A 21,538-nucleotide genomic window follows, 5' to 3' on the forward strand; every position below is an offset into this window, starting at 1 on the left:
TCCTACATGCTTTTTATTTTTTTAATGTGATCTGCAACCGCTGTATTAGCGAACGAAGCATGAAAATCAGCCACTTTATCTTGAAACGCTTGTTTGTCTGGGTAAGTCACTTGTACGCCTTCTGCGATAACTGCTTTAAGCGCCTCATCAGATGCGTTTTGCCACAGTGAACGTTGGTACTCAACAGAGTCGGCCATCGCTTGGGTTAACCACTGTTGTTGTTCGTTGTTAAGTGAGTTCCAAACTTCTAAGCTTGCTAAAATTACATCTGGAACAAAGGTATGTTCGTCCAGCGAATAATATTTAGCGATTTCGTAATGACGAGATAAGTAATAACTTGGCGGATTATTCTCTGCGCCATCAACTACACCTTGTTGCAGTGCGGCATATAATTCGCCCCATGCAATCGGTGCTGCTGCGCCGCCTAAAGCTTGCACTGTTGCAACTGCTGTAGGGCTATTCAACACGCGAATTTTTTTACCTATTAAATCATCTGGGGTATTAATCGCGCCATTAGTGGTGTAAAAGCTGCGGCTGCCTGCATCGTAATATCCCAAACCTTTAAGCCTTGCAGTGCTTACTTTATTAAGTAGCTCGGTGCCTAAGTCACTTTTAAGTACACGCCAAAAATGTTCACTATCGCGAAACAAATACGGAATGCCAAACACTTTCATCTCAGGTACAAAGCCTTCCAGCGGGCTTGCCGATACTTTAGTGATTGATAAGCTACCTATTTGCAATAGTTCAATGAGTTCACGTTCAGACCCCAACTGACCACCTGGATAGATAACAATTTCCATTGTGCCATTTGAATAAAATGCCAAACGTTCAGCCATATATTCCATTGCTTGATGCACCACATGGCGCGTGTCTAATGTATGTGCCAAAGTTAATCGCACTGTTTTTTTGTCATCAGTGCAACTAGTTAGCAAAAATAACGACAAAACTAGCATTATCTTTATGAGAAGATTTCTATTCATTATTATTTCTTCTTATCGCTATATGATCATTAAAGAGCTGATTATCTCAGCTCGCTCGGTTGATATTTATCCATATCATCATAATCGAGGTTTTCACCAGCCATGCCCCAAATAAAACTGTAGTTTTGTGTGCCAGCACCTGAGTGAATTGACCATGGTGGCGATACCACTGCTTGCTCGTTATGTACCCAAATATGGCGAGTTTCAGTCGGCTCGCCCATAAAGTGACACACCGCTTGCTGCTCTGGCACTTCAAAATAAAAATACACTTCGTTGCGACGATCATGCTGATGAGCTGGCATGGTATTCCAGACGCTGCCTGGTTTTAATTCCGTTAGCCCCATTTGTAGTTGGCATGTTTGTACTACGGTATTGATCAGCATCTGATTAATATCGCGCTCATTGGAGGTTTCAAGCGCACCTAAATGCAATACATTGGCATCATTACGTGTCACTAACTTATTTGGATATTTGTGGTGAGCTGGTGCAGAATTAAGATAAAATTTTGCCGGATTGCCACTGTCATGACTAGTAAACAGCACCTCATTGGTATCTTTACCTAAATACAAGGCATCTTTATAGCCAAGCTGAAAATCTTCTCCATCAGCAGTCACCGTGCCGCTGCCGCCAACATTGATCACACCAAGCTCTCTACCCGTTAAAAAGTTTGCTGCTTTTAAGTTGTCTACCGTTTCTAACCTAAGCGGTGCGCTGGTTGGCACCGCACTGCCCACCATAAAACGCTCGTAGTGAGTGTATAACCAATAAATGGTGTTCTCTTGCATGAGTTTGTCGACCAAAAACTCATCTCTTAACTGTTGGGTGTCATAGCCTTTAACTTCATTTGGACCAACGGCATAACGTGACTCTATTTGTGTGCTCATAACATGCTACCTAAAATTAAAAATTATCGTGCTAACCAGCCACCATCAACCGCGAGAATATGGCCATTGACATAGTCACTGGCTGTTGATGATAAAAATATGGCTGAACCAATTAAGTCTTCTGCTTCACCCCAACGCCCCGCAGGGATACGCTTTTCAATTTCACTATTACGGGCGGCATCATCTTGTAATGCTTGGGTGTTATCGGTTCTAAAATAACCTGGCGCAATAGCATTAACCTGAATATTGTGTTGCGCCCATTCGTTTGCCAGCGCTTTGGTAAGACCCGCTACCGCATGTTTGCTCGCGGTATATGCTGGGACTGTCATACCGCCGCTGTATGACAGCATTGAGGCAATATTAATTATTTTGCCAAACCCTTGTTTGATCATGTTTGGCGCAACCGCTTGGGCCAATAAAAAACTGGCATCAAGGTTTACTTTCATAACATTCTGCCATTGCTCATACGGGTAATCCACCGCAGGGCTGCGAAATATAGTGCCGCCAACATTGACCAAAATATCAATCCCGCCATGTTCAGTTAACGCTTTGTTTGCTAATGCGTTAACTGAGTCTGCATTACTTAAATCAGCAGCATAATCAAAAGCTACACCGCTACGGTCTTTGATCATCTTACACGTTGCTTGGCAGCCATGCTCTTTACTACTACTGCAAATAACCTTTGCACCAGCAGCTGCTAAACCCAGTGCAATTTGTTGACCCAGTCCGCGGCTTGCACCGGTGACGAGTGCTGTTTTTGAAGTTAGATCAAACAAGGTGGCTGTCATTTAAAATTCCTGTATAAAGTATTTATTACGTAATTACTAACTCAATGTAAATTGAATTAACTAAACTTGTTAACACCCATTCTTCGCTACCGGTGGCAGTTTGTCAAATATTATTTGCCACCGGTGGCAAATGTGGCTAAGATGTAAAAATCAATCAGCCCATATAACGTTTATAGGTTCATATTATGCAAGCACTGAATAGAAAAAACTTTAATAAAAACAAATACCCAACAAAAATAATGCAATACGGTGAGGGGAATTTCTTGCGTGCCTTTATCGATTGGCAAATTGATAAACTCAACGAAACGAGTGATCTAAACGCCGGCGTTGCGGTGATCCGCCCTATTGATTATGACGCAATTCCTTTACTTAATGTTCAAGACGGTTTGTATACCACTATTATTCGTGGCTTAAACGAGCAAGGTGAAACAGTTGCCGATCACCGTATTATTAGTTCAATCAATGAAGAAATTCCTGTCTATAAAGATTTTCCGCGTTATATGGCATTAGCTGAGAATCCGGATCTGAAAATTATTTTTTCAAATACCACTGAAGCTGGTATTGAATATATTGATACTGATAAACTCGATAACGCACCCGCTAAAGCATTCCCAGCTAAATTAACGCAGTGGCTGTTCCATCGCTTTAATCACTTTAATGGCTCAGCTGACAGCGGCATGGTGATCATCCCTTGTGAGTTAATTGACTACAACGGCGAAAAACTCAAAGAAATAGTATTTCAATACTGCCAACTTTGGCAATTACCTGAGGCGTTTTCAACCTGGTTGAATGAAGCTAACCACTTTTGCTCAAGCTTAGTTGACCGTATTGTTACAGGCTTCCCCCGTGATGAGCATCAACAACTACAAGAATCGTTAGGTTATTTAGATAACTTTATGGTAACCGCTGAGTACTTTCACTTGTTTGTTATTCAAGGACCGCAGCATCTAGCAGAATTACTATGCTTACAAAACAGCGACCTAAATATAAAAATTGTTGATGATATTTCACCTTACAAACAACAAAAAGTCGGTATTTTAAATGGTGCTCATACGGCCTTAGTGCCACTAGCTTACATGGCGAACATTGATTCTGTGGGCGATGCGCTGGCCGATCCTTTGTTTGAAAAATACCTAACACAATTAATCTTTGCTGAAATTATTCCCACTCTTGATTTACCTGAAGATGAATTAAAGCGCTTTGCCAATGATGTACTGAACCGCTTTAGAAATCCGTATATTTGCCATTTATTACTGGCTATTTCACTCAACAGTATGACTAAATTTAAGACCCGTATTTTGCCGCAGTTGCACACCTATGTGAAAACAAATAACGCCGTACCGAATATGATGGCATTGGCTATTGCAGGGCAAATTTTGATGTATAAAGGCCTACGTAATGAGCAGCAAATTGAATTGAGCGATGCACCACAATGGCTAGAACTATTTAATACCCTGTGGCATGACTTTGATAACAACACCCTATCCTTAAACACGCTTGTTGAACAAGTACTAGGGGCACAATGGCATTGGGAAAGTGATTTAAATGAACTTCCTGAATTAACTGCCACCGTTACATCTCACCTACGTAATATGCTCACTGAAGGTGTAGCTACTACGCTTACTAACCAGTTAGGCCAATAATATGAAACCATTAATTAAACTACACCCAACTGATGATGTTGCCATTGCAATGCGTAATATCACCGCTGGTGAAATATTGCCCGTTGATGGCGAAGAGATCTTAGTCAATGAGAACATTGATAAAGGCCATAAAGTGGCGCTGCGTGATATTAATAAACAAGAGAATGTTATTAAATACGGTGCCCCCATTGGCTTTGCCCTAGAGAATATTCAAAAAGGCGGTTGGGTGCATACCCATTGCGTTAAAACCACCCTCAATGATGAACTGGATTATCAGTATATTCCTGAGTTTATTGAGCAAAGTGAAGCGACCCCTTCGCCTGAAGTAAATATTTATCGTAGACAAAACGGTGAAATTGGCATTCGTAATGAAATCTGGCTGATCCCTACGGTTGGCTGCGTTAATGGCATGATCAATCAAATGATCAAAGAGTTTAAACAACGTAACCCGCAGTTAGAGATAGATGGCATTTATGCGTTTCCTCACCAATTTGGCTGCTCTCAGCTAGGCGATGATTTAGACACAACACGGATACTCCTACAAAACATGGCACTGCACCCTAATGCAGGTGGTGCTTTAGTCGTTGGCTTAGGCTGTGAAAACAACCAATTACCAGCTTTTCGTGATGGTTTAGGTAATTACGATGACAGCCGAATTAAATTTTTGATCACCCAACAAGCTGACGATGAAATTGAAGAAGGCGTGGCTTTACTTGAACAAATATATGCGCAAGTAAAACAAGATAAACGCCAGCCAGGCACATTATCAGAGGTGAAATTTGGCCTTGAATGTGGTGGCAGTGACGGCCTATCGGGGATCACAGCTAACCCCATGTTAGGTTATTTTTCTGATTATCTAATTGCCCAAGGGGGTACCACAGTACTGACCGAAGTACCTGAAATGTTTGGTGCTGAAACTTTGTTGATGTCGCGTTGTAAAGACGAAGAGACCTTTAATAAATTGGTTAGCATGGTGAATAACTTTAAAGGTTATTACAAAGCGCATAATCAACCTATTTATGAAAATCCATCACCGGGCAATAAAAAAGGCGGTATCACCACCTTAGAAGATAAATCACTGGGTTGTACGCAAAAAGCTGGCACCAGCAAAGTACAAGCGGTATTACATTATGGCGAGCGCTTACAAGTGCCAGGGTTAAACCTCTTGGATGCGCCAGGTAACGACCCGATTGCCACCAGCGCGCTCGGTGCTGCAGGTTGTCATATGGTGTTATTTACCACTGGCCGCGGTACGCCTTATGGTGGATTTGTGCCAACGTTAAAAATTGCTACTAATTCAGAACTTGCCAATAAGAAAAAACGCTGGATAGATTTTGACGCTGGCGTTTTAATTAACGATGTCTCAATGGAGCAAGTCCACGGGGAGTTTGTTGAACTGCTAGTCAACATCGTAAACGGCCAACCAACTTGCAATGAAATAAACGACATTCGTGAAGTCGCTATTTGGAAAAAAGGAGTGACGTTATAAATGACACCTAAGTCCATCGCAATTATTGGCGAATGTATGGTTGAGCTTAGCGGCCAACCATTTACTGCTATGCAACAAAATTATGGCGGCGACAGCATGAATACCGCCATTTACTTAAAAAAACTCGCAGGCAATGAAGTAAACGTCAATTACGTCAGTGCCATGGGCACTGATCCACTAAGTCGTGCACTGATTGAAAAATGGCAAGCTCACCATATTAATACTGACAATGTGCTGCTCAGTCATAACAAACAACCGGGTTTGTATATGATTCAAAACGATGTGTCAGGGGAGCGTACTTTTCAGTATTGGCGTAGCGACTCAGCCGCTAAATATTTATTGCAACATACTGATTTTAAAAAAGTACTAACCAGCCTTGCCGAAGTTGATGCTATTTATTTATCGGGGATCTCGCTGGCAATTTTAGCAGAGCAAGATTGCCATACTTTACTCAGCCATTTAGCGTTACTAAAACAGCAAGGGATAAAAATTATTTATGATAGCAACTATCGCCCTGCATTATGGTCAAGCAAAATGCACTGCCACCTTGCCAATAATAAAGCATACGCACTAGCCGATTTAGCATTAGTGACCTTTGACGATGAAGCACAATTATGGGGAGATAGTAATGTTGCGCAATGTACCGAGCGTTTGCACCAACAAGGCGCTCACGAGGTCGTTGTAAAACTCGGCGCAGATGGCTGCCAATACAGTAAAAAACACCTTGATAATTCAATTTCAGTCGAGCTGTTTAATACTGTCGCTGTAGAAAAAGTGATCGACACTACCGCCGCAGGTGACTCATTTAACGCCGGCTTTTTAGCCCAGTGGTTAACAGAGCAACCTATAAAACAATGTGCACAAGCGGGTAATTTACTGGCCGCCCAAGTGATCCAAAAGCGTGGAGCAATTGTCGAGATAGACATTGCTACAATCAAACACACAATAAAGGCTTAGCTATTTTTTCTTGCTCTACATCAAAAACTACTAATACAGTGAGCGCTTTATTTAGCCCGCTAGAATGGTTAAATACTTAAATCGATTAGTTAAGACTCTTTAACGTCTCGACACCGAACCTGAGTGCATACCTAAGTTTACTTATTCTAAAGTAAGTGCTGTGAGACGCTTATTTTGTTTAAGTAAACTTCCTCTCATGGGTATGCACTCTAATTCCCTTACTTGCTGCTAATAATGTGATTAAACCGTTAGCTTGCCATCTGCATCAACACCTTGCTTCCAATACGCTGAGCAGACAATCTTCTCACGCGGTATTGCATATTTATCAATCGCTAAATCTTTAATGGTGCGCACAATAGCAGCTTCTAGCGCCATGAAAATCAATGGTTTTTGCGTATATTGATTCAATAGCACTGAAGCCTGATCAACCACATCTATTTGCGGCTGCATTGTAATTAACCAATTTATAGTGTGTTTGCTGTGTGCTTTGATTGTATCGAGCTCGATAACATCCTGCGCGTCAGCAACATGAATGATCACATCAACATCAGCTGTTGCAGGTAGTTGCTGTAAATACCCGTTAATAGCATTAACTGAGGTTAAATCAGCAATCATCAAATACTGCGACTGACTAAAATCATCAAGCTTTTTAGGGCCAGGGCCTGCAATTGCGAGTTTATCACCAGGCTTTGCTTGTTTAGCCCAATCAGTTGCGATACCACGATGCTGATTGACGACAAAATCAAGCGTAATTGTATGGTTAATAGTATCTATAGCTCTGATTGTATATGAGCGCTTAGGTGCAGGTTCACCTGCTTTGAGGTCAATTTCAACCTCATCTTGTCCAGCATGTGGTAATAGTACTTTTACGTACGCACCTTGTTGATCCGCAGGAAAATCATGAAACTCATCTGAGCCAACAACCAGACGCTTTAAATGCGGGGCTATCGCTGTTGTGCTTATTACGGTTGCACGACGTACTTTTCTACTCATTTTGATCTCCTCAGAAGGTTTATTTACGTGTTTAATTGCACAACGCCCCATTGGTTGATAAAATCAACTATAGCAATTTAATTGACTTTGTCAACCATTATGGATTTATTATGAACTCTTCATTGGCCAATACATTATTTGCTTTAATGCAAAATTATCGCGTTACCATACGAGAAGCTATTAATGCAGGTGAGCTTGGGTTAAACGCAATGCATGTGCGTTGCCTACATATTATTGCAGCGACAACTCACTGCACTGCTAACGATATTGTGAATCAAACCCAGCGCGATAAAGCGCAAATTGCACGCTTAGTTAAAGAACTAATTACATTAAAGCTGATTGACAAAGATGCCAGTGAGCACGATAAGCGTTGCTTTATCTTATCGTTTACCTCTGAAGGTCATGCTCTTTATGACAAACTATTAAACGCCGAACAGCATGTTAATGAGCAAATGTGCAAAAACTTAAACTCTCAACAAATCAATGACTTTTTAGATACTGCTCAAAAAATGATTAAAAATATGCAGTGATCGCAACTTCATTACTTGGCATAAGTTAACTAAAACACATATACTGTACACTTATACAGTATATGTGTTTGGTTAATTATTTATGTTTGTTATTCCTATTTATATCGAAGCGGGCGTATGCGGGTTTGAATCACCTGCCGCTCAGTATAAAGAACTTGGTTTATCACTGGATCAGCTATTGATCAAACACCCCGATGCGACGTTTATTGGTGTGGCATCCGGCTGCTCAATGCAAGAGGTCGGTATTTTTGACGGCGATTTATTATTGGTTGATCGCGCCGAAGAAGCTAAAAATGGTGATGTCATTGTAGCTAACTTAAATGGTTTATTTGTTTGTAAATTATTAGATAAAACTAATGCACGGCTACTCTCTGCATCGGACTTATATCCCCCAGTGCAACTGACTGATAGTGATGAATTTCAATTAGAAGGTGTGGTTACTCGTTCGATTCGATTACATCGCTCTAGTGCAGAGCTGCGCCAATGTATTGCTTAGTGGATGCAGTGGCGTTTTACGCCAGCGCTGAAAAAGTATTTGATCCAGCGATCCGTTCAAAACCTGTTGTAGTATTAACCAATAACGATGGCTGCATTTGTGCGATATGTCCTATCGCGCGGCGCTTAAATATCCCTAAGTTTCAGCCCTACTTTAAAGTTAAACATTTACTGGCCAAACATAAGGTGGTTATTCGCTCATCTAATTATGAGTTGTACGCGGATCTAAGCGATAAAATGATGAATGTGATCAGCCGTTTTTGCGACACCCAACATGTATATTCGATTGATGAAGCATTTTTGCAGTTTAACGGCTTTACCCCACTCATTAATGACTGGCATCAGTATGGCCAGTTAATTCGTCGCACAGTTTGGCGCGAAACAAAACTCCCTGTTGGAGTTGGCTTTGGCCCTACACCAACCCTTGCTAAAGCCGCAAATCATGCTGCTAAAAAGCTCAACGGTTTTAATGGGATTGCAGTGATTGATAGCGAACAAGCACGACAACATATTTTAGCCGCGATGGATGTAGCTGATGTATGGGGCGTTGGCAAACGTTTAGCTAAAAAACTCAAACTACTTAACATTAACAGCGCGCTTGATTTAGCCAAACAAACACCAAAACGTATGAAACGTTTATTTAGCGTAGTGCTTGAGCGTACAGTTAATGAGCTAAATGGCATTGTGTGTTTAAATTGGGATGATGTACGCCAAGATAAGCGTGAAATTTTTTCGACCCGTAGTTTTGGTGAACGTTTAACTGATCCGGTTGCATTAAAAACAGCGTTGATCAATCACAGTATTATTGTCGCTCGCAAACTACGTCAGCAACGCTCCTTAACTAAACGCCTGTTACTATTTGTGGCAAGCTCGCCCCATGAGTCACATTACTATAAAAAATCATTAGTGTATGAGTTACCCGTATCTAGCGCAGATAGCCGTGTATTTGCTAAAGCAATTAGCGAAATATTTACGCAGCTATATCAATACAACGTCCGTTTTTATAAATGTGGTGTGGGTGCACTCGAGCTTAGTTCACAACAGTTTCAACAACCCGACCTATTTGCTCCTAGCCAAGACAACATAAAACTAATGGAGTGTTTAGATTCAATTAATAAGCGATACGGCTACGACACGCTAACTCTGGCAAGTCAGCAACTAAGCCAAGCATGGCATATGAAGCGTGCATTTTTATCGCCTCAGTACACAACGCGTTGGCAGCATTTACCGAAAATAAGTTGTGATTTATAAAAAACTCACATTATCGTTAAATTTAAAGTTGTAGTTCAAACTGACAACGAACATTACTTCTCTCTACACTGTACGCAAGCGTTGTAGGCGAAATAAAACGCAGCGTTTGGCTAGTGTCTAAATTATCTGTCTCGTTTTCACAGCGAGTATGGCGTAGTGACATGGTAATGCTTTGCGTGGTGTATTTATACTTAGTAGTGACCAAACAAAAGTTAGCGACTTTATTCGTTTGTGTGCCATGGTGTAAGTTATTAAAAATAATTTTATCACCGAGCTTAAAGCCAAGATCAGGCTCATTTGCATCAAGCCATGTTAACTGTCCACCAGCACACATTTTAGCCTCACCTGATACCAATTGATAACTACCAACCTTAGTATTGAATAAACTAATAAACTGACTCTTATTACTTGGCAGCTCAGTTTTAGCACTGACAACTGTACTTAAAAAAACCGACACTAAACACAGTAATACTTTACGATAGCGCATTAAATACCTGACATTTATTGATTTATATACTCAGCATAGCATAGCTACGGTGATTAAAATAAAAACCAGCCAGTATACTGAGTCATGGTTGGTTTTTAATATTATGTTACTGCCAATATTTAGCAAATAGTTGCGGATATGCCAACTTTAAAAATTTAGGCTTATCTTTAAAGCGCTTACCTTTGGGTTGATCAAGGCCTGAAGGAGCAAAGGGTAATTCGTCTTCATTACGCTGTTCATATAATAAACCAGCGATCAAGTCATACTCATCTAAGTAAGGATAAGGCTGCTCGTTTAAATGATAAACAGGAGTGCAATCAGCCAAAGAATCAGCATTTTCAAGCGCAGCATTAAAAGCTGCTTCACCACGAGAAATTAACCAACAACGAAATTCTGAGAAACCGTATTCATCATTGCAACCGGCCATTACAAACGCAGCACCGAATAGCTCCCAAGTATAACTTTGGCGCATACAAATGCTAAATTGCTTATCAAATTCAATGAGCTGTGCATCGCTTAAATCTGTAAGTAAACCTTTTAAACGTTCACTGACTGATTCTGGCTCTGCGGTTCTATCTGCAACGGTAACTAATTGCCAGAATTCGCTTAAAGTAAGTGCACTCATGACAAAATCTCTTTCACTCGCCCTACTTGACCATCCTCTAAGCGCACTTTAATACCATGCGGATGATTGGGTGATTTAGTCAAAAGGCGCTCAACAACACCTTGCGTTAATGTGCCGCTACGCTGATCTTGTTTTAAAACGATATTAACTTCGGTGCCAGGGGTGATTTGTGAACGAGTAGGAACTGCCATAATGGATCTCTTTTACTATTTTGTTGGATTATAGCTGTATGTCATCTTGATACCAAACTAAAGCACCGTAATCGTTGTGTTTTCACGCTCTGATAGTTAACCTGAGCTTTGCTTGTGCAATAAACAATCAGTCTGGATTTTGATTATTGATTACATTAGACACATCGATTTTCCTTAAATTTAATCAGCTAAAAACAGAACCTCTTGAGGGGTTAAGTTAATAACAGCCAGCTCTGTTACTATAATACTTTCGACTAACGCTAGCTGTTGCTTTTGTTTTGCCTGCTCAAGTGCAAGAGCATCAATAAAATAACATCTGACTTTAAGTGATGTAGCTGGTTTTTTTAAATCTATATGATGAGTTAACCAACTAAAGTCTGTTAGATGATCTTTGATCTGCTCGCATGCGCCAGTTAAAGTAGCGCGCAATAATTTATCGAGCTGCTTTTGCGTTTTAGTCATTTTTAGTGGTGTGCTCTTGGCTTAAGTCGTTCTCTGGGACTATATCTTGCTGCTGTTTAAATTCTTTGTAACCGTCTTCTTGGCGCTTTATACATTGATGGTATTCTTTATCTGCCATATGACTACATTCGCCTAAGCGAGCAGCTTGAACTTCGTGATAGCGGGCATCAGTACTACAAGCGGTTAAAAACAGAACCGCGAAGGCACTTACAACCCATTTTAGCCTATTGAAAAGCATTAAAAATTCCTTACATTTTAAACTGGAAAAGTAATTCATCCGTGACGATTTTGCTGTATATTGCAAACGTTTTATATCTATAACCGTTAAGGGCTAATTATGATGTTGTCGCAGTTACAAGAGCTGTTCCAGCGTATCGATAAAAGTAAACTATTTCAATCATTTGTTATCGCCGTTATTGTCGTATCAGCGCTCACTGTTGGTGCACACACTTATTCGTTACACCCCACTGTTGAATTTGCTTTACATTGGATGGACGTTGGCATCACGGTGTTTTTCTTAATAGAACTAATTATCCGCTATGTTGCAAGTAAAGGCTTAAAAGCCTTTTTTAGCAAAGGCTGGAATATTTTTGACTTTATAATCGTTATTGGCAGTTTATACCCAGCTGCAGGTTCGACCATTTTTATAGCCCGTTTATTACGAATATTCCGTGTACTACGTTTAGTCTCTATGGTGCCAGAACTGCGTTTGTTGGTTAATTCATTATTAAAAGCCATACCGCAAATGGGCTACATTGCACTATTAATGTTTGTTATTTTCTATATTTATGCCGCAACTGGTAGCATGTTATTTTCTGATATAAACCCAGTCCTATGGGGAGACGTATCAATTTCAATGTTAACTCTGTTCAGAATAGCAACCTTTGAAGATTGGACCGACGTCATGTACGAAACCATGGCTGTCTATAAGTTGAGTTGGATTTACTACCTTACCTTTATATTCTTAACCGCTTTCGTATTTTTAAACATGATGGTAGGCGCTATTTTAGAAGTTATGTCACAGGAACATCGTAATGCCCGGGAAGAGCAAGCCGATGTAGATTCATTGCCGGCAACCCAAGGACAAATCAATGAGCTAAAGGCACAAATAGCAGAACTAAAAACACTGTTAAAACCCAAAAACTAAGTATTGATAAACTAGCACCTAAGAATATAAAAGCTTAGGTGCTACTGCAATTATAACTAAGTTCATCTGTAGCCAGCCGATAAACCAAGCATTTATTCCTAGTGTAAAATCTAAAACTAATAAATTATTGCTTTTAGCTATTTATCAATGGTCTAATAAAAATATGATAAATTTACACCAATTATAATGCATTACTTCAGAAGATACTTTTTATTATCAGATCACGTTAATTCAAATGTTAGAATACCTAACTGGCGTATCAGTGCATTACGCATTATTTTAGCAGCTGGTGTTATTCTATGTTTTGCAGTGCTTTGCGATACTTTAAACGCCGCAATTGAGTTCAACTTAATCCATGTAATTGTGCTTTGCGCGAGCTTTTTTGCCACAATGGCCATCTTACTTCTAGCTAGCCGTAAATGCTTTACTTTATGTGCCCATGCGCTGCTACTCAGTATTGTTGCTGCAACAATCTCAATTAATCTCTTTTTAACAGATATCAACCTTGCAAAAATAGGCTCTATGTATATGTATGCCTGTCCTATCATTGCGTTGATGCTATTAGGTGTGAGAACCGCGCTAAGTTATGCGATTCTAAATATCGTGCCTTTTTATTTTATAATATACAACATTGATATTTCATCTCTTACCTCCATAAATACGCAACTACCAAATTCAGACTGGTATATATCAGGATTATTATTCTTAATCTTTAATATCTGTATTCCGCTTGCGGTTGCACGCACCATAGTTGCAGCTAAACGTTTAAATCAAACCATGGCAGAATCAAATAGTCATCTAGCAGCAAAAAATGAGCTTTATAGAACATTTTTTACTGAATCAAGTATTGCAAAAATAATTATCGATAGTGAAAACACCGTTATAGATTTTAACAGTCAAGCGAAAATGTTATTTGATTTCAAAGCAACAGTTAAAAACAGCACCGTTAAACTCGATAAATTATTACCTAATCTTGTGATTGCAGCTAACCCACAAAAGAACCGAGTATTTAAATATAAAAACACCTATAAAACTGTACATTACCAGCAAGTTACTGACTCTGATTATTGTGTGCTGCGCTTTGATGACTGCACTGAACAACATCAAATAAAACAAAACTTATTAGCAATGGAGCAAGAAAACAAACGTTTACGTTACAGCGATGGTCAAACACACCTTCCCAATAGAGAATGGTTTGAGCTTCAGTGTGAAAGATTTGCAGCAAAGTACCAAGGTGATTTCTATATTGTGGTCACCCAGAGCGCGAATAATGAATATTTAAATCTCAAATACAGTAAAGCTGATGCAAAAGCACATTTAGTATCAGCTTATAAGCGCTTAAAAGACTCTAATGAAGACCTCGTTCTGTGCGCTCATGTAGGTAATAATAAATTAGCATTTATAATAACTACAAGCTCAGCTAACAAAATAGAGCATAAGCTTTTAAACGAAGTTAAACATGCGCTTGATGAACCTTATATAATGCGGGGCAGAAAATACCAACAGTCGTTTTTATTTGGTTTTTCTAACTTTCCAAGACAAGGAAAAAGCAGTGCTACTGTATTGAATAACGCAATAGAGGCATTAAAACTTGCTGATAATCATCGCCCTATTAATGGTTATGATGAAAAACGCTCACAAGCATTTTTAGAAAAACATGAAATATCAATGTTATTAGACGAAGCACTTCATAACGCCGAGTTAGAGTTACACTATCAACCTAAAGTAACACATGACGGCAAGTGCATTGGACTTGAAGCATTAGCACGCTGGAACAGTAAAACTCTTGGTGTTGTATCACCTGCGGTGTTTATTCCTATCGCAGAGGAATACCGGATGATCAGCCGGCTCACAGATCTAATAATTCAAAAGGTCTGTACTCAAATTGCAACGTGGACCAAAGACAAAGTCCCATTAGTGCCAGTAGCAATAAATATATCATTGCTTGATTTTGGCCAAAGCGATTTCATGTCAAAATTAGTAAAATATTTAGCGGACTTTAATGTCAAACCAAGTCAAATTGAATTAGAACTCACCGAAACGTCATTAGAAGCGAACCAAGAATATTCCTTGGCACTGATGCAGAGCCTACAATCATGGGGATTCACAATTTCTGTTGATGACTTTGGCGTGGGCTATTCAAATATTGCCCGCTTAGCCGAATATCCAATAAATAAGCTAAAACTTGATCGCTCGCTAATAAGTCAAGTTACAAGCTCTACAAGGCAAAAGAGCTTAGTAAAAGCAATTCACGTCATGTGTGATGAGCTAGGTATAAAATGCGTATCTGAGGGAGTTGAAACACAACAACAAGTTGAAATTATGGCAAATATGGGGTGTAAAGAATTTCAAGGCTTTTATTTCTCAAAACCATTATCTGCCTCCCACTATAACGAGCACATAAAACAACAAGGTTTGAATTTTAATCCGCAAAAAATACCAACAAGTTAATACCGGAAAAAAATAGAATCGGCTATTAAGCTGACTGGAGTATTCGCATTGAAGACTAATGAGCGGTATTGTCAGCTTGTATTTTATTCTTAGCCACTGTTATTACTACACTTTAAATTTTCCAACTAGATCAGTAAGAACGTGTGATAAGGTTTTTAATTTATCGCCATTATTACTGGTATTGGCAGCAATTTCACTAACATCATCAGCCGCATTTTTGATTTCTATAACATTGCGATTTATATCTTCAGCGACATGCTGCTGCTCTTCTGCAGCGGTTGCTATCTGCGTATTTAAGTCACTAATATTAACAATAGACGCTGTTATTTCCGTAAATTGCAGCTGTGCAGCATGGGATAGTTCAACCGTTTTATTAGTGCTGTCTAAACTGCGTTTCATTTCAGTAGTGACTTGGCCAGACATGCTACGTAATTTGTCTAATTGCGTAGCAATCTCTTCAGTGGATTCAGACGTACGTTTCGACAATGCACGTACTTCATCTGCAACGACAGCAAAACCACGACCATGATCCCCCGCTCTAGCAGCTTCTATTGCAGCATTTAAAGCAAGCAAATTAGTTTGCTCAGCAATGCCTCTTATAACGCCTAAAATTGACATGATATTTTCACTTTCAGTGTCAAGTTGCGATATATCATCCGTTGCTTTACTTATCACTTCGCTCAAAACAACCACGCTTTGAACGGTCTCTGTGATCACTGTTTGACCTATCTCTGATGCCTGTTGCGTTTGCATAGCCAGATCTGCCGCATTAGCACAACTTGAAGCTACTTCGTTGGCTGTCGCAGCCATTTGATTAATTGCAGTTGCCGCCATTTCCAGTGCTTGTTGTTGTTGGGAGGTAGAACGAGTTAATTGCGATGCTTGTGTAGAAGTTTGCTCTGATGTACCGCTTACATCTAATGCACACTCGTTGATTTGTCTTACTAAATCAGCAATCAAGTTTAAAAATAGGTTAAAACTATTGGCAAGCTTTGCCGTCTCATCTTTAGTTTTTATCGTGAGCCGTCGAGTTAGGTCACCACCGCCTTGCGCAATTTCAGCCAGGCCATCACTGACTTCAACTATAGGTGAAGAAATTACTTTTGAGATATAACTTGCGATTAAAATGAATACAATAATTAGCACCGCACTAATAATTAAAATTGTAACGGTCATGGTGTTTGCGGCGCTCATCACCTCTGACTTTTCAACTAAGCCAATAAATTTCCAGCCTAACTTAGCTGAAGTATATATATTGGCAATAAAATCTTTGTTATTGATGACAATTTCAAACTGACCTTGTGTATTTGCAGCTAACTGTTTGTATTTACCATCCGCAATATCTGCCAAACGTTTAAAACGAAAATCTTCATTTTTAACATCAACAAGTATATTTCCCGTATCTTCAATCAACATTAAGTAACCGGTTTCACCCAGCTTAATATTAGCAATAATTTCTGTCAGTCCTTGCAAAGAAACATCCATTCCCTGTACACCGATAATTTGTCCATTATCTTTTATTGCTTTTACGGTAGAGACAATAACCATATCGTCAGCTGCCCAATAATAAGCACTAGTGCGAACCGTTTTACCACTTGCAGATTTACCTGTTAAATACCAAGGTCGAGATCGTGGGTCATAATTAGCATTAACTTCTCCCGCTGGCCACTGAATATAACCACCTTGTTCATTACCCATATAAATATAAGCAAGCCCAGGGTGAGTTTGGCCGAAGTGATCAAACTGTTGAAATGCGGCACGCTCAACACTGCTGCCTTGGAGATGTTTCAGCATCACTGGATTATTTGTGTCAACATGAGCTTTGACATCTTGTTTAGCAGCTAAGACCATTTGATGTGAAGCTAGATAATCAACATTTTTTTCTATTTCAGAAAAAAACATAGCAATACCATTATCTATTTGCCGTGCTTCTCTTTCGCTCATTTGCGCAAAGTTATCAAGCGCTTGGTCTCTTGTTTGCGTGATCACTAGCGCCGCAATAATAAAAAGAGGTAAGGCGATAGCTGAGGCAAAAGATAGTTTTAACTTTTTTGATATATTCATAACAGAAGGCCAAATAAATACTCTCATAAATATAGTAAGCTGTTGAGTATTCAGCAAGAAACTATCAAGCTAATTAAACCGTAACAAAACTAAAGCGAGGTAAGACAACAATAAAAACAATGCTAATGGCGAGTTTAATTACTGCGTTTTCGAGAAAGTTAGCTATATATCAATCAAGGGTCTATAATTCAATGAGTGTTTAGAATTTCATCCTCTTGTCCTCTTGATGTCACCCTATTGCTGAAAATAATTATAGCTGCGACTGATCCAATAGTTCATTCAGAACGTTCGACGGGTAGGAGTTACGCTAAATAACTCAGACTAATGTTTGTAAAGCTTGTTTAGGATGTATCTACTATCTGAGTAATGTATTTTATAACTAATTTTATTTTCAAATGAATTACGCTCGTTATATGGCTAACCCTGCTACTTAACTTCTCTTTCTCTTATCTAATATTTCATCGCTCTTAGAAAGCGAATACACACTGCTAATAAACAGCCTGAATACGCCTAATAGCATCTGCAAACTGGTGTGTTAATACACTAAAATGAAAAGGTTTTTCATGTTTTTCAAAAATAATGATTTGTCTAAACGTTCAATGGACCAAACTGTAATCGCAGTTATAACCATTAATGATAATAATGACGTTGTATACATCAACCATGCTGCCGAGACACTCTGGGGATATAAAGCTGAAGAAGTACTTGGTAAAAATGTTCGTATGTTAGTACCAAAAGTTCATCAAAAAAACCATGATAGTTATGTAAATCGCCACCGTGCAACTAACGAAGATCGGATTGTTGGCTCTGCCGTTGAACTGCAAATAGAGCGTAAAGATGGTTCAACAACCTGGATCAATATAACTTTATCTCAAGTAAAAATGGGCAAAAAGCTTTACTACACAGCGTTTGCCCGCGATTGCAGTAAAGAGCGTGATGAGCGCTCAATGACTGAACAAGTTCTAGAGCAAGCTCACGATGGTGTAATAACTATCGACAGTCAAAACTTGATCATTTTTGCTAATCCCGCGGCTGAGAAAATATGGGGCTATAGCCGTGAGGAAATGATCGGTCAAAATATTAAAATGTTGGTAGCACCAGAGCACCGCAGCAAACACGACAGTTACGTCAATCGTAACCGTGATACCGGGGTTAATCGGCTAATTGGTAAGCCAATAGAATTACCAATTCATACTCGCGAAAAGACTATTCGCTGGGGCTTAATTACTTTAGCTAAAGTCGTTGTCGGCGATGAGATTTTATATACTGCGTTTGTAAAAGATGTCACCGATGAAGTATCGAAACGCGAAGAAGTTGAAATGTTATCGCTAGTGGCTAATGAGACCAGTAACGCCGTTGTTATCACCAATGAACAAGGTGAAATTCTTTATGTAAATAATGGTTTTCAAACAATGACAGGTTACCAACTCGATGAAGTGAAAGGGAAAATACCTGGTAAATTCTTGCAGGGCAATGACACCGATCCCCAAACCATTGCAAATATTCGCAATAAGCTTAGCCAAAAGCAGCCCTTTTATGAAGAGATATTAAATTATAATAAACAAGGCAAACCATATTGGATTGCTATGTCAATTAATCCTGTATTTAACGAACAAGGAAAAGTACATCGTTATGTCTCTGTGCAAGCTGACATTACTGTAACTAAACAATCAGCCAAAGACTCTCTTGATCGATTAGCCCTCATTAATGGGTCGTTAATGGTTGTTGAATTTCAGCCTACAGGTGAGCTCGTGAATATGAATAAACTGTTCCTTGAAAAAGTGGGCAGTAACGAGGCAGCAAAAGTAGCAGCGAATACCATATGGCAACAACTTCAAAAGCAGCAGAGCACAACTATCAATCAAGACGAGCAACTAAGTTTGGTCGTTGAATTTACAGATAAACAACAAGTTCAACGTTCGTTCGATGCACAGGTTTGTGAATTGAAGGATTTTTCTGATCAAGTAACACGTTACGTAGTGTTTGGTGTAGATATTACTGATCGTCAAATTGCACTAAAAGAAACACATCAGGCAATGCAAGAACTCTTAAAAGTGGGTAATCAAATCGGTGACATTGTTGGCAGTATTTCTGGTATTGCAGGACAAACAAACCTACTAGCTTTGAATGCCGCTATTGAAGCTGCTCGTGCTGGTGATGCTGGCCGAGGTTTTGCCGTAGTCGCATCAGAAGTTAGAGAGCTGGCAAGTCGTTCGTCAGGATCAGCTGATCAGATCAGTGATTTAGTAGATGCAACACGGACCCGAATTGACCAATTAGCAGACTCACTTGAACGCATTAATCGTTAATTAACATCGTACTATATTTGCTGGCTATTCACGCGCAACTAAGTGTGTTTAAAAGTAAAAGGGCTGGCACATTGCCAGCCCTCCATATTAACTGTAATAAATGGCAGCTAATAAACTAATGTTTATTATCAACAATAATGCGTAGCATACGACGCAGTGGCTCTGCAGCACCCCATAATAACTGATCGCCAACGGTAAAAGCACTAATATATTTAGGTCCCATTGCTAACTTACGAATACGCCCTACAGGAATACTTAATGTACCAGTTACTTTAACTGGGGTTAAATCCGTAGCAGTGATATCACGCTCATTAGGGATAACTTTAACCCACTCATTGTGTGAGGCTAAAATCTGTTCTATTTTCTCGACGCTAATATCTTCACGTAGTTTAATGGTCATAGCTTGGCTATGACAGCGCATTGCACCAATGCGCACACATAAACCGTCAATAGGCACAGGCTGTTTAGATGAACCTAAAATTTTGTTCGCTTCAACTTGCGCTTTCCATTCTTCTTTAGATTGACCCGATGGCATTGGCACATCAATCCATGGGATAAGACTGCCTGCTAACGGCACACCAAATTGCTCTTGCGGTAAATCGCTTGAGGCTATTTGCTGTGTGACTAGTTTATCAATTTCTAAAATAGCGGCTTGTGGATCAGCTAGCTTGTCAGCCACACTTGCATGAATAGAGCCCATTTGCGCAATGAGCTCTTTCATATTGCGAGCACCGGCACCCGATGCAGCTTGATAAGTCATTGGGCTTACCCACTCAATCAAGTCTTGCTCAAATAAACCACCCAATGCTAATAACATGAGTGACACTGTGCAGTTACCACCCACATAGGTTTTTACGCCTTGCTCAAGACCTTGTTCAATCACATCTTTATTGACCGGATCAAGTACAATAATACTGTCATCGCTCATACGCAGTGCTGATGCCGCATCAATCCAATAGCCGTCCCAGCCTGCTTCACGTAATTGTGGATACACAGCTTTAGTGTAGTCACCACCTTGACAGGTGATAATAATATCCATTTTTGCCAGCGATTCAAAATCCATTGCATTAAGTAATGGTTTTGCAGGACCCGCTAAATCAGGGCCAAGCTGACCGGTTTGTGAGGTGGTAAAAAAAGTGGTGTCGATATGAGCAAAATCATTTTCTTGTTGCATACGCTCTAATAACACTGAGCCAACCATGCCCCGCCATCCGACCAATCCTACTTTTTTCATTGTTTGTTCCACTGTTTGAGTCATAAGAAATACCTAATACGTTAAAAATTAAAATTCATTGCGTGAGATTTAATTTTTAGAACGAACAATCTAGCACTGTGATCGAGGCAACACCAGTGTTACTCATAGAACATAAAATTTTTTCATCTTGAGTCAATAATCATATTTCTAATAGTTATGATTATTGTGCGTCATTGTAAAAGACCGGTGTTTTTGACATCCAACTGATTCATCTGTTGCTATTTTTTTGCAATATGAAACTGACTATCTGTACATAAGTAAGTTAATAAGAATGCAATAAACAAGATTTATAATCATTTCGCATTTTATAGTCAGATGTATTGTGTATTATTTTATTTATTAAAAGGAATCAAAAAAAATGAAAACATTATACTTTTCTATCTTTAGGTGTATCTGCAAATATTAACGAAATCAATGTAGAATCGAATACTTCTTTTGCCAGTGTTGAACACACATCGGGCTCAACAAAAAGCTTATCTACATCAACCCAACCCAACCGTAATAGTTGATAGTTGATAGTTGATAGTTGATAGTTGA

20 protein-coding genes are annotated in these 21,538 nt (G+C 39.4%); 9 read left to right on the forward strand and 11 right to left on the reverse strand.

What is annotated here, in order from left to right:
* Positions 1-2: 2 nt before the first annotated feature.
* The 3 genes from H5162_RS16705 to H5162_RS16715 are packed head-to-tail and all read right to left on the reverse strand — an operon-like array spanning position 3 to position 2,652.
* Positions 3-980: a TRAP transporter substrate-binding protein gene (locus H5162_RS16705; RefSeq protein ID WP_257326635.1), complete on the reverse strand. Its 978-nt coding sequence runs from the start codon at positions 978-980 to the stop codon at positions 3-5.
* A 41-nt stretch (positions 981-1,021) separates the two neighbouring features.
* Positions 1,022-1,864 carry a 5-dehydro-4-deoxy-D-glucuronate isomerase gene (gene kduI, locus H5162_RS16710; protein WP_145239116.1) on the reverse strand — a complete coding sequence of 281 codons (843 nt, stop codon included), beginning with the start codon at positions 1,862-1,864 and terminating at the stop codon, positions 1,022-1,024.
* A gap of 23 nt (positions 1,865-1,887) precedes the next feature.
* Positions 1,888-2,652 (reverse strand): SDR family oxidoreductase, encoded by a 765-nt coding sequence (locus H5162_RS16715; protein WP_182735178.1) that lies wholly within the window; start codon positions 2,650-2,652, stop codon positions 1,888-1,890.
* A gap of 185 nt (positions 2,653-2,837) precedes the next feature.
* On the opposite strand from H5162_RS16715, the gene H5162_RS16720 reads away from it, so the two are divergent.
* The 3 genes from H5162_RS16720 to H5162_RS16730 are packed head-to-tail and all read left to right on the forward strand — an operon-like array spanning position 2,838 to position 6,741.
* Positions 2,838-4,295, forward strand: coding sequence for a tagaturonate reductase (locus H5162_RS16720; protein ID WP_182779028.1), 1,458 nt, complete (start codon positions 2,838-2,840; stop codon positions 4,293-4,295).
* Between the two features lies 1 nt (position 4,296).
* The gene (locus H5162_RS16725; RefSeq protein ID WP_182779030.1) at positions 4,297-5,784 is read left to right on the forward strand and encodes a UxaA family hydrolase; all 1,488 of its coding nucleotides are present in this window, start codon (positions 4,297-4,299) and stop codon (positions 5,782-5,784) included.
* Positions 5,785-6,741, forward strand: coding sequence for a sugar kinase (locus tag H5162_RS16730; RefSeq protein ID WP_182731228.1), 957 nt, complete (start codon positions 5,785-5,787; stop codon positions 6,739-6,741).
* Between the two features lie 240 nt (positions 6,742-6,981).
* On the opposite strand, the gene H5162_RS16735 is transcribed toward H5162_RS16730, so the two are convergent.
* Positions 6,982-7,734, reverse strand: a complete 753-nt coding sequence (locus H5162_RS16735; RefSeq protein ID WP_182735181.1) for a siderophore-interacting protein — start codon at positions 7,732-7,734, stop codon at positions 6,982-6,984.
* A 110-nt stretch (positions 7,735-7,844) separates the two neighbouring features.
* Between H5162_RS16735 and H5162_RS16740 the strand changes: the two genes are divergently transcribed.
* The 3 genes from H5162_RS16740 to H5162_RS16750 all read left to right on the forward strand — a co-directional run bounded on the left by H5162_RS16740 (position 7,845) and on the right by H5162_RS16750 (position 10,010).
* Positions 7,845-8,264, forward strand: coding sequence for a MarR family winged helix-turn-helix transcriptional regulator (locus tag H5162_RS16740; RefSeq protein ID WP_145239134.1), 420 nt, complete (start codon positions 7,845-7,847; stop codon positions 8,262-8,264).
* Positions 8,265-8,346: 82 nt separating this feature from the next.
* A complete protein-coding gene (locus H5162_RS16745; RefSeq protein WP_145239137.1) occupies positions 8,347-8,760 on the forward strand; it encodes a LexA family transcriptional regulator in 414 nt (137 codons plus the stop codon).
* Positions 8,748-10,010, forward strand: a complete 1,263-nt coding sequence (locus H5162_RS16750) for a Y-family DNA polymerase (RefSeq protein WP_182779032.1) — start codon at positions 8,748-8,750, stop codon at positions 10,008-10,010. Before H5162_RS16745 ends, H5162_RS16750 begins: the two co-directional genes overlap by 13 nt.
* 22 nt (positions 10,011-10,032) lie before the next feature.
* Here H5162_RS16750 and H5162_RS16755 read toward each other — a convergent pair whose 3' ends face one another.
* The 5 genes from H5162_RS16755 to H5162_RS16775 all read right to left on the reverse strand — a co-directional run bounded on the left by H5162_RS16755 (position 10,033) and on the right by H5162_RS16775 (position 12,013).
* Entirely contained in the window at positions 10,033-10,497 is a 465-nt protein-coding gene (locus tag H5162_RS16755; protein ID WP_182779034.1) for a hypothetical protein, read from the reverse strand.
* A gap of 106 nt (positions 10,498-10,603) precedes the next feature.
* Positions 10,604-11,122 carry a DUF4240 domain-containing protein gene (locus H5162_RS16760; RefSeq protein ID WP_145239146.1) on the reverse strand — a complete coding sequence of 173 codons (519 nt, stop codon included), beginning with the start codon at positions 11,120-11,122 and terminating at the stop codon, positions 10,604-10,606.
* Positions 11,119-11,313, reverse strand: coding sequence for a YwbE family protein (locus H5162_RS16765; protein ID WP_145239148.1), 195 nt, complete (start codon positions 11,311-11,313; stop codon positions 11,119-11,121). Before H5162_RS16765 ends, H5162_RS16760 begins: the two co-directional genes overlap by 4 nt.
* 180 nt (positions 11,314-11,493) lie before the next feature.
* Entirely contained in the window at positions 11,494-11,775 is a 282-nt protein-coding gene (locus H5162_RS16770) for a hypothetical protein (RefSeq protein ID WP_145239153.1), read from the reverse strand.
* Positions 11,768-12,013, reverse strand: a complete 246-nt coding sequence (locus H5162_RS16775; RefSeq protein WP_145239155.1) for a hypothetical protein — start codon at positions 12,011-12,013, stop codon at positions 11,768-11,770. Before H5162_RS16775 ends, H5162_RS16770 begins: the two co-directional genes overlap by 8 nt.
* A 102-nt stretch (positions 12,014-12,115) precedes the next feature.
* Between H5162_RS16775 and H5162_RS16780 the strand changes: the two genes are divergently transcribed.
* Together H5162_RS16780 and H5162_RS16785 are read left to right on the forward strand one after the other, a co-directional pair.
* Positions 12,116-12,922 (forward strand): ion transporter, encoded by an 807-nt coding sequence (locus H5162_RS16780; protein ID WP_182779042.1) that lies wholly within the window; start codon positions 12,116-12,118, stop codon positions 12,920-12,922.
* Between the two features lie 186 nt (positions 12,923-13,108).
* Complete coding sequence (locus H5162_RS16785; protein WP_182779036.1) at positions 13,109-15,373, forward strand: bifunctional diguanylate cyclase/phosphodiesterase; 2,265 nt, start codon at positions 13,109-13,111, stop codon at positions 15,371-15,373.
* 105 nt (positions 15,374-15,478) lie between these two features.
* On the opposite strand, the gene H5162_RS16790 is transcribed toward H5162_RS16785, so the two are convergent.
* A complete protein-coding gene (locus H5162_RS16790) occupies positions 15,479-17,437 on the reverse strand; it encodes a methyl-accepting chemotaxis protein (RefSeq protein WP_182779038.1) in 1,959 nt (652 codons plus the stop codon).
* 563 nt (positions 17,438-18,000) lie between these two features.
* Here H5162_RS16790 and H5162_RS16795 point away from each other — a divergent pair.
* Positions 18,001-19,746 carry a PAS domain S-box protein gene (locus H5162_RS16795; RefSeq protein ID WP_182731234.1) on the forward strand — a complete coding sequence of 582 codons (1,746 nt, stop codon included), beginning with the start codon at positions 18,001-18,003 and terminating at the stop codon, positions 19,744-19,746.
* A gap of 115 nt (positions 19,747-19,861) precedes the next feature.
* On the opposite strand, the gene asd is transcribed toward H5162_RS16795, so the two are convergent.
* On the reverse strand, positions 19,862-21,004 hold the full coding sequence (asd, locus tag H5162_RS16800; RefSeq protein WP_182731235.1) for an aspartate-semialdehyde dehydrogenase: 1,143 nt from the start codon (positions 21,002-21,004) through the stop codon (positions 19,862-19,864).
* Between the last annotated feature and the right edge of the window lie 534 nt (positions 21,005-21,538).

Origin of the sequence: Pseudoalteromonas sp. SR41-8 (assembly GCF_014163915.1) — a bacterium.
Classification (GTDB): domain Bacteria; phylum Pseudomonadota; class Gammaproteobacteria; order Enterobacterales; family Alteromonadaceae; genus Pseudoalteromonas; species Pseudoalteromonas rhizosphaerae.

Excerpts from the sequence above, each read along its gene's own strand:
- H5162_RS16705 (WP_257326635.1), bottom strand. The coding sequence starts at position 980 with ATGAATAGAAATCTTCTCATAAAGATAATGCTAGTTTTGTCGTTATTT.
- kduI (WP_145239116.1), bottom strand. The coding sequence starts at position 1,864 with ATGAGCACACAAATAGAGTCACGTTATGCCGTTGGTCCAAATGAAGTT.
- H5162_RS16715 (WP_182735178.1), bottom strand. The coding sequence starts at position 2,652 with ATGACAGCCACCTTGTTTGATCTAACTTCAAAAACAGCACTCGTCACC.
- H5162_RS16720 (WP_182779028.1), top strand. The coding sequence starts at position 2,838 with ATGCAAGCACTGAATAGAAAAAACTTTAATAAAAACAAATACCCAACA.
- H5162_RS16725 (WP_182779030.1), top strand. The coding sequence starts at position 4,297 with ATGAAACCATTAATTAAACTACACCCAACTGATGATGTTGCCATTGCA.
- H5162_RS16730 (WP_182731228.1), top strand. The coding sequence starts at position 5,785 with ATGACACCTAAGTCCATCGCAATTATTGGCGAATGTATGGTTGAGCTT.
- H5162_RS16735 (WP_182735181.1), bottom strand. The coding sequence starts at position 7,734 with ATGAGTAGAAAAGTACGTCGTGCAACCGTAATAAGCACAACAGCGATA.
- H5162_RS16740 (WP_145239134.1), top strand. The coding sequence starts at position 7,845 with ATGAACTCTTCATTGGCCAATACATTATTTGCTTTAATGCAAAATTAT.
- H5162_RS16745 (WP_145239137.1), top strand. The coding sequence starts at position 8,347 with ATGTTTGTTATTCCTATTTATATCGAAGCGGGCGTATGCGGGTTTGAA.
- H5162_RS16750 (WP_182779032.1), top strand. The coding sequence starts at position 8,748 with ATGTATTGCTTAGTGGATGCAGTGGCGTTTTACGCCAGCGCTGAAAAA.
- H5162_RS16755 (WP_182779034.1), bottom strand. The coding sequence starts at position 10,497 with ATGCGCTATCGTAAAGTATTACTGTGTTTAGTGTCGGTTTTTTTAAGT.
- H5162_RS16760 (WP_145239146.1), bottom strand. The coding sequence starts at position 11,122 with ATGAGTGCACTTACTTTAAGCGAATTCTGGCAATTAGTTACCGTTGCA.
- H5162_RS16765 (WP_145239148.1), bottom strand. The coding sequence starts at position 11,313 with ATGGCAGTTCCTACTCGTTCACAAATCACCCCTGGCACCGAAGTTAAT.
- H5162_RS16770 (WP_145239153.1), bottom strand. The coding sequence starts at position 11,775 with ATGACTAAAACGCAAAAGCAGCTCGATAAATTATTGCGCGCTACTTTA.
- H5162_RS16775 (WP_145239155.1), bottom strand. The coding sequence starts at position 12,013 with ATGCTTTTCAATAGGCTAAAATGGGTTGTAAGTGCCTTCGCGGTTCTG.
- H5162_RS16780 (WP_182779042.1), top strand. The coding sequence starts at position 12,116 with ATGTTGTCGCAGTTACAAGAGCTGTTCCAGCGTATCGATAAAAGTAAA.
- H5162_RS16785 (WP_182779036.1), top strand. The coding sequence starts at position 13,109 with ATGCATTACTTCAGAAGATACTTTTTATTATCAGATCACGTTAATTCA.
- H5162_RS16790 (WP_182779038.1), bottom strand. The coding sequence starts at position 17,437 with ATGAATATATCAAAAAAGTTAAAACTATCTTTTGCCTCAGCTATCGCC.
- H5162_RS16795 (WP_182731234.1), top strand. The coding sequence starts at position 18,001 with ATGTTTTTCAAAAATAATGATTTGTCTAAACGTTCAATGGACCAAACT.
- asd (WP_182731235.1), bottom strand. The coding sequence starts at position 21,004 with ATGACTCAAACAGTGGAACAAACAATGAAAAAAGTAGGATTGGTCGGA.